The sequence below is a fragment of the Methylocucumis oryzae genome (assembly GCF_000963695.1).
GTDB lineage: Bacteria > Pseudomonadota > Gammaproteobacteria > Methylococcales > Methylomonadaceae > Methylovulum > Methylovulum oryzae.
In genome coordinates, this window is the sequence record NZ_LAJX01000218.1 from 1 (window position 1) to 10,551 (window position 10,551).

Sequence of the window (10,551 nt, forward strand, 5' to 3'; positions counted from 1 at the left end):
TTTGGCGACGCAAAAGAAAGTAACTCGCTTGCCGGTGCGAGAACCGGCTTAACATAAAACTATCGCGATAGCGACTCGTTAGCTTTTGTGAGGCTGTTTTTAACAACAGTTTTTTATATAGTCACATTAAGAACGTTACCAAACATTTCTACATTATTCATAAATCTTTTATCCAATAAAATCCTGTATCACTTTATGCGAACTCGCGTTAAAATTTGCGGTTTTACCCGCGTTGACGATGCGGTAGCCGCCGCTAAACTAGGGGTTGATGCCATTGGTTTAGTGTTTTATTCGGCTAGCCCAAGGCATGTCAGCATTACACAAGCTCAAGCCATTGTGAGGGCTTTGCCTGCTTTTACTACGGTAGTGGGCTTGTTTGTTGATGAGCATGAAACCATGATTCGAGACATTTTGGCGCAGGTACCGTTAGATTGCCTACAGTTTCATGGTGATGAGCCACCCGCAGCGTGTAGGCTTTACGGAAGGCCATATCTAAAAGCATTACGCATAAAACCCGGAATGGATGTCGCTGAATTGGCGGCCTCTTATCATGATGCGACAGGACTGTTATTAGATGCTTATCATGATGGCGCAAAAGGTGGAACGGGACAGTGTTTTGATTGGGACTTAATTCCAGCCCAATTGCCTTTGCCGGTTATTTTAGCGGGTGGGCTTGAACCAGGTAATGTCGAAACCGCGTTAATAGCGGTTAGACCTTATGCGTTGGATGTGAGCAGCGGCGTAGAAAGCGCTAAGGGCGTTAAAGATCCAGCAAAAATGGCGGCTTTTATCACTGCCGTCAATAATTTTAAAATCTAAGAGTTTGGACAAAATGAATAACAACGAAAACTATAATATGCCCGATGCCCTGGGACATTTTGGCCCTTATGGTGGGAGCTTTGTCGCAGAGACGTTAATTCCACCGATACAAGAATTAAATGAGGCTTATCAACGGTATTTAACCGATCCTGATTTTATTGCCGAATTAGATACCGATTTACAATACTATGTCGGTAGACCGTCGCCTTTATACTATGCTGAGCGTTGGAGTCGTGAACTTGGCGGCGCGCAGATTTATTTAAAGCGCGAAGACTTAAATCATACTGGCTCACATAAGATTAATAACACGATAGGGCAAGCGTTACTCGCGAAACGTATGGGTAAAACCCGTATTATTGCTGAGACGGGAGCGGGTCAACATGGCGTAGCGACGGCGACCGTTGCAGCACGCTTAGGGTTGGAATGCGTGGTCTACATGGGCGCAGTTGATGTGGCTAGACAATCGCTTAATGTTTACCGTATGAAATTATTAGGTGCGGAAGTGGTGCCGGTGACCTCAGGTTCAAAAACATTAAAAGATGCGCTAAACGAAGCGTTAAGAGACTGGGTAACCAATGTTGATAACACGTTTTATATCATAGGTACTGTTGCAGGTCCGCATCCTTATCCGGCAATGGTTAGAGATTTTCAAGCGATTATTGGCCGCGAAGCGAAGCAACAATGTTTAGAAGCAACAGGTCGCTTACCTGATGCGTTAGTCGCTTGTGTCGGTGGTGGCTCAAATGCGATGGGCTTGTTTTATCCGTTTATCGATGACCATTCGGTTGAGTTTATCGGCGTTGAAGCCGCTGGCGATGGCATCGCAACAGGACGCCATTCTGCGCCGTTAGCTGCCGGTCGTCCGGGTGTTTTACATGGTAATCGCACTTATTTGATGGCCGATGATGATGGCGAAATTATCGAAACGCACTCCATTTCAGCTGGCTTGGATTATCCCGGCGTAGGGCCTGAACATGCCTGGTTGAAAGATACCGGTAGAGCACGTTATGCCAGCATTACCGATAATGAAGCCTTAGAAGGTTTTTATGCGTTAACACGCATGGAAGGTATTATTCCAGCTTTAGAGTCTAGTCATGCCTTGGCTTATACCATGAAGTTAGCGCCCACGATGGGCAAAGAGCAAATTATTATCGTCAACTTATCGGGCCGTGGTGACAAGGATATGCAGACAATGGCCAAACGCGAGGGGATAGAACTATGAGCCGATTAGTCGCTACTTTTCAGCAATTGGCCGCTTCTGGCCGTAAAGCGTTAATTCCGTTTATCACTGCCGGTGATCCTAAGCCAGATTTTACTGTACCGCTCATGCATGCCATGGTGGCTGCGGGGGCTGATGTCATAGAGTTAGGCGTGCCGTTTTCTGATCCTATGGCCGATGGCCCTGTGATACAACGCGCGAGTGAACGAGCCTTATTGCATAAAATGAGTTTGAAAAAGACGTTAAACTTGGCGATAGAATTTAGACGAACCAATCAACATACGCCGTTAGTGTTAATGGGTTATTTGAATCCTATTGAAGCAATGGGCTATGAGGACTTTGCTAATGCCGCTCAGCGCGCTGAAATCGATGGTGTGTTAACCGTCGATTTACCACCTGAAGAAGGCTTAGAATGCCGCGAATTATTAAAAGCACGCGAAATTGACCCCATTTTTTTTTTTTATTAGCGCCCAATAGCAGCGAAGAGCGTATTAAAAAAATGGCCGATATTGGTAGCGGTTATATTTACTATGTGTCGTTAAAAGGCGTAACCGGAGCGGGTCATTTAGATACTGCTAATGTTGAAGCTAAGCTGAAACAAATTCGCGCGATTACTGATACGCCTATTGGCATTGGTTTTGGTGTTAAAGACGCAGCAACGGCTAAAACAGTTTCTGAGCTCGGTGATGGCGTTGTGATTGGCAGTGCGTTGATTAGCAAAATTGAAGCCAATCTTGATAATTTAGCGCAAGCTCAACAAGAAATTATTGAATTATTAACATCTATGCGCACCGCTATGGATGAGAGAGGTTAACCATGAGTTGGTTTGAGAAATTACGTCCTGCCATCATCCGAACAGATGCTTCGGTTAAAAAGAATACGGTACCGGAAGGCTTATGGAATAAATGCCCAAGCTGCCATGCCATTCTGTATAACTTAGAGTTAGAAAAAAACTCCAGTGTATGCCCTAAATGTGGTCATCATTTACGCATCTCAGCACGAGCTCGATTGGACATGTTCTTAGACGAAGGCAATAAAGAAGAAATTGCTAAGACGATGAAACCGGTTGATCCGCTTAAGTTTAAAGATATTAAAAAATATAAAGAGCGTATTACGCTTGCGCAAAAGCAAACCAAAGAAACCGATGCGTTAGTTGTCTATAAAGGCAAGCTAAAAGGTCAAGACATTGTCGTCGCGGCGTTTGATTTCCAATTTATGGGCGGCTCTATGGGGTCTGTTGTGGGCGAGCGCTTTGTCAGAGGCGCGAATAAAAGCTTAGAACTGGGTGTGCCGTTCATTGTATTTACCGCTAGTGGCGGTGCGCGTATGCAAGAGTCGTTATATTCATTGTTTCAAATGGCCAAAACCAGCGCCGTGTTAACCAAGTTATCAGATGCGGGTATTCCTTTTATTTCTGTGATGACCGATCCAACGATGGGTGGGGTATCGGCAAGTCTTGCCATGTTGGGCGATATTAATATTGCGGAACCGAATGCGTTAATCGGCTTTGCTGGGCCGAGAGTAATAGAGCAAACCGTGCGGGAAAAATTACCCGAAGGTTTTCAGCGTAGCGAATTTTTACAAGAACATGGCGCGATAGATATGATTATTGATAGGCGAGATATGCGCGATAGAATTGCGAGTCTTTTAGCGATGTTAACGGCAGGTAGTAAAAATTCACACTTTGTCAGCGCTGAAACATCGATTGACACGGCTCAAGCTGCGTCGAATGATGCTGAGCAAACGGCGTAATGGAGCGTCGTTACTTCAATGCATTTTGACACTTTACAGAAATGGTTAGCTTGGCAAGAAAACTTTCATCCAGTTACTATTGATTTAGGTTTAGACCGTGCTGAGCAGGTTTATCGTGCGCTTAACCCAGATGGGATAAAACCATTAACTATTACTGTTGCAGGGACTAATGGTAAAGGCTCTTGTGTTGCTTATTTAGAAGCTATGTTTTGCGCACAAGGCTATCGTGTCGCTGCTTATACTTCGCCCCACATCTTAAGATATAACGAGCGTATTAAAATTAATGGCGTTCCGGTTAGCGACGACATGATTTGCAGTGCTTTTGCTAGAATCGAAGCGGTGCGCGACGGGCTTTCGCTTAGTTATTTTGAGTTTGGCACATTAGCCGCGTTAGATATTTTCTGGCGCGAGCAAGTGGATATTCAGTTGCTAGAAGTTGGTTTAGGCGGTCGATTAGATGCCGTTAATATCGTTGATCCTGATATTGCCATTATTAGCAGTATCGGGATTGACCACACGTATTGGCTAGGCGATACCCGTGAAGCTATTGGTCGGGAAAAGGCGGGTATTTTTCGGGCCGCTATCCCGGCTATTGTCGGCGATCCTGAGCCTCCGGCTTCGGTCATTGCTACTGCGCAGGAAAAGCAGGCGTGTTTATATCAAATCAACCGTGATTTTGGTTATCAAAAAACCGGTGCCGATTGGCGTTGGCAATCCGATGATTGCGTATTAGAGTCTTTGCCTGAGCTTGCTTTAAAAGGTGAACACCAATTTCGCAATGCTGCCGCAGCCATTCTTGCTGTGCAGTTATTAAATTCACGTTTACCTGTTAGTACTGATGCTATTCGTTATGGTTTGGCTCATGTCAAATTAAATGGCCGCTTTCAATTACTGCCTGGCGATGCAACAGTTTTTGTTGGATGTTGGTCACAACCCGCAAGCAGTGACAACCTTAGCCGAACATTTGCGTCTTTATTACCCAGATAAGAAAATACATGCGGTATTTTCTATGATGAAAGACAAAGATATTGCTGGCGTATTAGCGATTATGAAGCCTGTGGTCGAGCACTGGTATTTTGCGCCCTTGGTCAATCCAAGAGCAGCGTCTGAAAACGTTAATGCGTGAGATTTTTTTACAAACAGCGATAGCCAATGTATCCTTTGGTTTTAATAATTTTACCGAAGCGTTTCATCAGGCCAAGAGTCGAATTAACCACGATGGTTTGCTAGTTGTTTTCGGTTCATTTTTTTTAATATCCGATTGTTTAACAGAATACGAAAAAGGTGAGTTGACATAATGAATAAGGAATTAAGCCAACGAATCATTGGCGCAATAGTTGTGACAGCCTTAGCGGCAATTTTTATTCCTATGTTGTTTGACGAGCCTGTTGAAGAGGCAGCGCCTGTTGTCAGCCAATTACCCATTCCTAGTGGCCCTACAGGTGCGAGCGAAGAAATGGCTCAACCATCGCCTGAGGCCCCCGTTGAAGCTGGCCAGCCTGAGTCTGTGACAACAACCGAAACAACTCCGGCTGCAGACGATAAGAAAATTTTATCTGAAGATGAGCAAGCCGCTATCGAGTCAGAGGGTGAAGAGCAAGAGTTTTCAGCCAATCCCGCTGAAGAGGCTGGCGACAATGAAACACCACAATTAGATACAGGCGTGGTTGATGAGACTGAGCCACCGGTCGCAGTGACCCCACCGCCTGCGAAGCCTGTGCAAAAGGAAGTCGTGAAGCCCGTCGCTAAACCTCAAGTGAAGCCACAACCCACAAAGCCGGTTGCTAAGCCATCGACAACAGTCGCTAAACCTGTTGTTACGCCCGTTGCGCCTGTAGCACCAGCTAAAACAAAGCCAGCCGCAACCGCCAGCTCAGGTGGTCGTTGGTATATTCAAGCAGGAAGTTTTAGCCAAAAAGAAAATGCCCTCGCGTTGTCAGAAAGTTTACGCAAGCAAGGTATGCCTGTTAAATTAGAAACCATACAAGTCAGTGGTAAAGGTACGTTTTATCGACTAAAAGTAGGACCTGAATTAGATAAAAATCGTGCCCTGACGATGAAATCGACCCTAGATCAACAGCGCATTAAAACTTTGTTGATTGCTGAATAATTATTCGAGTTCGTTATGATTTGGGCCGATTATGTGATTATAGGCCTAGCGATAATGACGCTATTAATCGGCGTTTGGCAAGGTTTGATACTTCAAGCCTATTCATTGCTATGTTGGTTATTGGCTGTATTAGTCGGTTTAGGCTTTAGCCTTGAATTTACGATGTTTTTAACGACTATGATTAACGATGCTTCTGCTAGATTGGCAGCATCGTATATCCTGCTATGCGCTATTACGGTCACTGTCGGTGGATTGATACGGTTAATTTTAGGCCAGGCGTTAACATCGGCTGCTTTGACAACAAGCCATAGGTTAGTGGGCATGGTTTTGGGGTTAATGCATAGCCTGATATTTGTCTTTATTTTGGTGTTGCTAGCCGGGTTATCCGTGCTGCCACAATCGTCTTGGTGGAATAAGTCGCGCTTGATTCCACCTTTCCAAGCAACTGTTATTTGGTTGCATGATCATCTTTCGTTTGATATTACGAAACGTGTTCGATATAGATAATCTTTACTTCTAGGTAAACACTATGTGTGGTATTGCTGCTATCGTTTCCCATACTCCCGTTAATCAAGAGCTTTACGATGCATTAACGGTTTTGCAACACAGAGGCCAAGATGCGGCAGGTATTGTGACCTGCGAAAATGGCCGTTTGCATTTACGCAAAGATAACGGCTTAACCCGCGATGTGTTTAATGAAGCACACATGTTAAAGCTTAGAGGTAATATGGGGATTGCCCATGTGCGTTATCCTACAGCCGGTTGTACCAGCTCTGCTGAAGCACAGCCGTTTTATGTCAATTCGCCTTTTGGTTTGACGTTGGCGCATAACGGCAATTTAACCAATACTGAAGAGTTGAAAGAAGCGTTATTCGTACAAGACCAACGTCATATTAATACCGACTCGGATTCTGAAGTATTACTGAATGTGTTTGCCCATGAATTACAAAGCCTAGGCAAATTGCATTTAACCGTTAACGACGTGTTCCAAGCCGTTTCCGGTGTGCATAGACGTTGCCGTGGCGCGTATGCCGTGGTGGTCATGATTGCAGGTTTTGGGATTTTAGGCTTTAGAGACCCGCATGGTATAAGGCCCGTGGTGTTTGGTGAGCGCCAAACCGACGCTGGCCCGGAATTCATGATTGCGTCAGAAAGCGTAGCGCTTAATGTGTTAGGTTTTAAACTTATTCGAGATATTGCGCCTGGCGAGGCGGTATTTATTGAAGAGTCCGGTAAATTACATACTCAGCAATGCTCAGACACCATTGACCATTGTCCTTGTATTTTTGAATATGTTTATTTCGCGCGTCCAGATTCGATTATCGATAATATTTCGGTCTATAAAGCTAGATTGCGCATGGGGACTAAACTGGCTGAGAAAGTACAACGCGAATGGCCGGATAATGATATTGACGTAGTGATTCCTATCCCTGATACCAGCCGAACGGCTGCGTTACAAATGGCCAATATCTTAGGCGTCAAATTCCGCGAAGGTTTTATGAAAAACCGTTATATAGGCCGAACATTTATCATGCCGGGTCAGAAAATGCGGGAAAAATCAGTACGGCAAAAATTAAACGCAATTGATTTGGAATTTGACGGCAAAAACGTGTTATTAGTCGATGACTCAATTGTTAGAGGCACGACATCTGCGCAAATCATACAAATGGCCAGAGATGCTGGCGCGAAAAAAGTCTATTTTGCATCGGCAGCACCGCCAGTGCGCTACCCCAATGTGTACGGCATAGATATGCCGGCAGCCCATGAATTAATCGCGCATGATAGAACCGAGCAAGATGTTTGTCAGGAAATTGGTGCTGACCGCATTATTTACCAAGATTTAGACGACTTAATCGAGGCCGTGCGCAGAGGCAACCCTGAGATTCAGCATTTTGATACCTCTTGTTTTAGCAACGAATATATTACCGGCGATATCGATAGCGTCTACTTAGAGCGCATAGAAGCGTTGCGTAACGATTCGGCGCGTAGTGAGCGCGGCAGCGGTCAATTCATTGTTGAAATGCAAAATTGCGATTAACGACTACACACTTATGACGGGACAGGGCGTTCTGAATGACCTATCCCGTCTTAAGTTGGTGACCCGATTAACTACCCTAAAATTACATGAACGATTCTAACCAGACGCCTTACCAACCCGAAACAATAGCGATTAGAACAGGCCATCAGCGTACCGAACAAGACGAGCACAGCATTCCGATTTTTACCACGTCTAGTTATGTGTTTGATAATGCTGAAGATGCTTCGTTAAGATTTACCGGCAAAGCGCCGGGCAATATTTATTCTCGTTTTACTAATCCAACAGTACATGCGTTTGAGCAACGCCTAGCCGCATTAGAACAAGGTGAGCGTTGTGTCGCCTTTGCTTCGGGCATGGCGGCGATTATGGCGGTTGGCATTAGCTTATTACAAGCGGGTGACCATATTGTGTGCTCGCGCGGCGTGTTTGGTAGCACGGTATTATTGCTACAAAATTACTTAGGCAAATTCGGCGTTGCGACAGATTTTGTACCGTTGTCTGACTTAGCGGCTTGGGAAGCGGCAATTACGCCGAAAACCCGCTTATTATTTTTAGAAACGCCGTCTAATCCTTTAACCGAAATAGGCGATATACAAGCTATTGCCGATATTGCCCATAAGCACGGTTGCTTATTAGTCGTGGATAATTGCTTTTGTACACCGATATTGCAAAAGCCTTTGAACTTAGGTGCTGATGTCGTCGTGCATTCAGCGACTAAATATATCGATGGTCATGGCCGCTGTGTGGGCGGTGCGGTGGTGGCGAATGAAACCATCATAGAAAAAAGCATTTATCCTTATCAACGTACCTGCGGTGCGAGCATGAGTCCGTTTAATGCTTGGGTGTTTTTATCCGGCCTTGAAACCTTAGCGTTGAGAATGCAAGCCCATAGCGCCAATGCACTAGCGTTAGCAACCTGGTTAGAACAACAGCCTGCGGTTAATAAAGTGTATTACCCAGGTTTAAGCAGTCACCCTCAGCATGACATCGCTAAACGTCAACAAACCGGTTTTGGCGGTATTGTCAGTTTTGAGTTGGCGGGTGGTAAAGAAGAAGCGTGGCGCTTAATTGATGCGACTCAAATGGTATCTATTTCGGCGAATTTAGGCGATGTTAAAACGACTATTACCCATCCTGCCAGTACGACACATGGACGATTAACACCTGAACAGCGCGCGGCGGCTGGTATTAGTGATGGATTACTACGCATTTCGGTAGGACTTGAGCATATCGATGATATTCAACAAGACCTGGCTAGGGGGCTGTAACCTGTCTTAGTTGGGTTGGCGTTGTAGCCCCCAACTAAGCGTTACACGATTATCTTTCTAACAAATTGAGCTTGCCTTCTTTGCCATTCCACTCATCAGCGTTTGGCAGGCCCTCTTTTACTTCGGTAATCGATGGCCATGTTTTAGACAATTCGGCGTTTAATTGAATAAATTGTTGTTGATTTTCAGGGACTTCATCTTCTGCGAAGATTGCGTTAGCCGGGCACTCAGGCTCGCATAACGTGCAATCAATGCACTCATCTGGGTCTATCACTAAAAAGTTAGGCCCTTCATGGAAGCAATCGACTGGGCAGACATCCACGCAGTCAGTAAATTTACATTTAATACAGTTTTCGGTGACCACAAAAGCCATAATACTTACCTAAGATAGTTCTAGTGTTATTGTGTTAAGAGAAGTGGGCGCTAATATTAGCAGAATACCTGTCATAAAACATCTATTGTATGGATTGTTTGCCGTTCAGGAATACGTTCAAGTGAGCATCTTTTCCGGGCTTAAAGGGTATAGCACTTTGTTGTTTCAGTGATTTTTTCATTTGGATAGAAAGCGTCCATGCGGTTGTGTAGTTGATTTGATGTCACGCCATAAAAAAAGAAACAAATCAGCTGTTTTTTGCAAAATAGAAACCGCATAAACCGCGAAAAACTAACGATGCGGTTGCCCTTATTGGACCTTACGCGTTGATATGCTTTATTCACCAATATCCCGCAAAACAGCATCTACCAAACTTTGGCGCACGTAAATTCCATTCTTCTGTAATTGCTCTGTTAAGCCAGTTCTTTTTCCAGAGCTTGCGGGGATTTACCTGAAGTAATGAGCAAATCATCTGGGTAGGGTAGGGATAGGTGTGCATGGTGTTAATTTAGATAAATGTTTGAGGTAACTAGGTTGGAATTGGGGTAAAGCGAGTTTGTAGGTAGATACATGATATCGAAGCCTTTCAAACACAAGCCAAGAGCTTTTGGAGAAAACAATCCTCATTGCTAGCCTTATCTGCAAAATACAAAATAGACAATAAAGTAATATACATCATAAAAAAAATGTTGGAATTACAGGAAACTTATTAAATAACAACAAAATAGCAGCAATAACCGGAGTAAAACCAAGCCATTTCAAAGCTTTCAAAACCACAGTAATTGATGTTGATCTGTCAACTAAACTTTGTCGTTTTTCGTCAACAAATTGAGCGGCACTTTCTTTTTTATTTTCAAATTTATTAAATATTTCTTTTATGTCTAATTGAATTTCTTCCAGTCTTTTTAAATGTTGCCCGATTAACCACCACATTAAAACAGGAACCAACAAAACAGCGCAGCTTACAACTAA

The 10,551-nt window shown here is 44.2% G+C and carries 12 protein-coding genes and 1 pseudogene; 11 read left to right on the top strand and 2 right to left on the bottom strand.

The annotated features are described in order from the left end of the window. The first annotated feature begins 195 nt into the window (after positions 1 to 195). From VZ94_RS17700 to VZ94_RS17740, 11 genes and pseudogenes are all read left to right on the top strand, one after another. Entirely contained in the window at positions 196 to 819 is a 624-nt protein-coding gene (locus VZ94_RS17700; protein WP_045780232.1) for a phosphoribosylanthranilate isomerase, read from the top strand. Positions 820 to 832: 13 nt separating this feature from the next. After that, positions 833 to 2,041, top strand: coding sequence for a tryptophan synthase subunit beta (gene trpB / locus VZ94_RS17705; RefSeq protein WP_045780233.1), 1,209 nt, complete (start codon positions 833 to 835; stop codon positions 2,039 to 2,041). Then, positions 2,038 to 2,852, top strand: a pseudogene (trpA, locus tag VZ94_RS17710) (tryptophan synthase subunit alpha). The gene trpB and the pseudogene trpA overlap by 4 nt, the downstream one beginning before the upstream one ends. 2 nt (positions 2,853 to 2,854) lie before the next feature. After that, positions 2,855 to 3,790 (top strand): acetyl-CoA carboxylase, carboxyltransferase subunit beta, encoded by a 936-nt coding sequence (accD, locus tag VZ94_RS17715; RefSeq protein ID WP_045780234.1) that lies wholly within the window; start codon positions 2,855 to 2,857, stop codon positions 3,788 to 3,790. 18 nt (positions 3,791 to 3,808) lie between these two features. Beyond that, a complete protein-coding gene (locus VZ94_RS17720; RefSeq protein ID WP_338040505.1) occupies positions 3,809 to 4,777 on the top strand; it encodes a bifunctional folylpolyglutamate synthase/dihydrofolate synthase in 969 nt (322 codons plus the stop codon). Further along, on the top strand, positions 4,692 to 4,916 hold the full coding sequence (locus VZ94_RS32485; protein WP_338040506.1) for a glutamate ligase domain-containing protein: 225 nt from the start codon (positions 4,692 to 4,694) through the stop codon (positions 4,914 to 4,916). Before VZ94_RS17720 ends, VZ94_RS32485 begins: the two co-directional genes overlap by 86 nt. Further along, positions 4,909 to 5,088 (top strand): hypothetical protein, encoded by a 180-nt coding sequence (locus tag VZ94_RS32490; RefSeq protein WP_109867719.1) that lies wholly within the window; start codon positions 4,909 to 4,911, stop codon positions 5,086 to 5,088. Before VZ94_RS32485 ends, VZ94_RS32490 begins: the two co-directional genes overlap by 8 nt. Continuing rightward, positions 5,088 to 5,900 carry an SPOR domain-containing protein gene (locus tag VZ94_RS23615; protein ID WP_052700705.1) on the top strand — a complete coding sequence of 271 codons (813 nt, stop codon included), beginning with the start codon at positions 5,088 to 5,090 and terminating at the stop codon, positions 5,898 to 5,900. Before VZ94_RS32490 ends, VZ94_RS23615 begins: the two co-directional genes overlap by 1 nt. A 15-nt stretch (positions 5,901 to 5,915) precedes the next feature. Further along, entirely contained in the window at positions 5,916 to 6,407 is a 492-nt protein-coding gene (locus VZ94_RS17730; protein WP_045780235.1) for a CvpA family protein, read from the top strand. A 22-nt stretch (positions 6,408 to 6,429) separates the two neighbouring features. Continuing rightward, on the top strand, positions 6,430 to 7,938 hold the full coding sequence (gene purF / locus VZ94_RS17735; protein ID WP_045780236.1) for an amidophosphoribosyltransferase: 1,509 nt from the start codon (positions 6,430 to 6,432) through the stop codon (positions 7,936 to 7,938). 86 nt (positions 7,939 to 8,024) lie between these two features. Beyond that, positions 8,025 to 9,206: an O-succinylhomoserine sulfhydrylase gene (locus VZ94_RS17740; protein WP_045780237.1), complete on the top strand. Its 1,182-nt coding sequence runs from the start codon at positions 8,025 to 8,027 to the stop codon at positions 9,204 to 9,206. Positions 9,207 to 9,255: 49 nt separating this feature from the next. On the opposite strand, the gene fdxA is transcribed toward VZ94_RS17740, so the two are convergent. Both fdxA and VZ94_RS26130 read right to left on the bottom strand, forming a co-directional pair. Continuing rightward, positions 9,256 to 9,579 carry a ferredoxin FdxA gene (gene fdxA / locus VZ94_RS17745; protein ID WP_045780238.1) on the bottom strand — a complete coding sequence of 108 codons (324 nt, stop codon included), beginning with the start codon at positions 9,577 to 9,579 and terminating at the stop codon, positions 9,256 to 9,258. A 675-nt stretch (positions 9,580 to 10,254) separates the two neighbouring features. Then, a partial coding sequence (locus VZ94_RS26130) for a hypothetical protein (RefSeq protein ID WP_157844971.1) occupies positions 10,255 to 10,551 on the bottom strand: 297 nt, incomplete at its 5' end.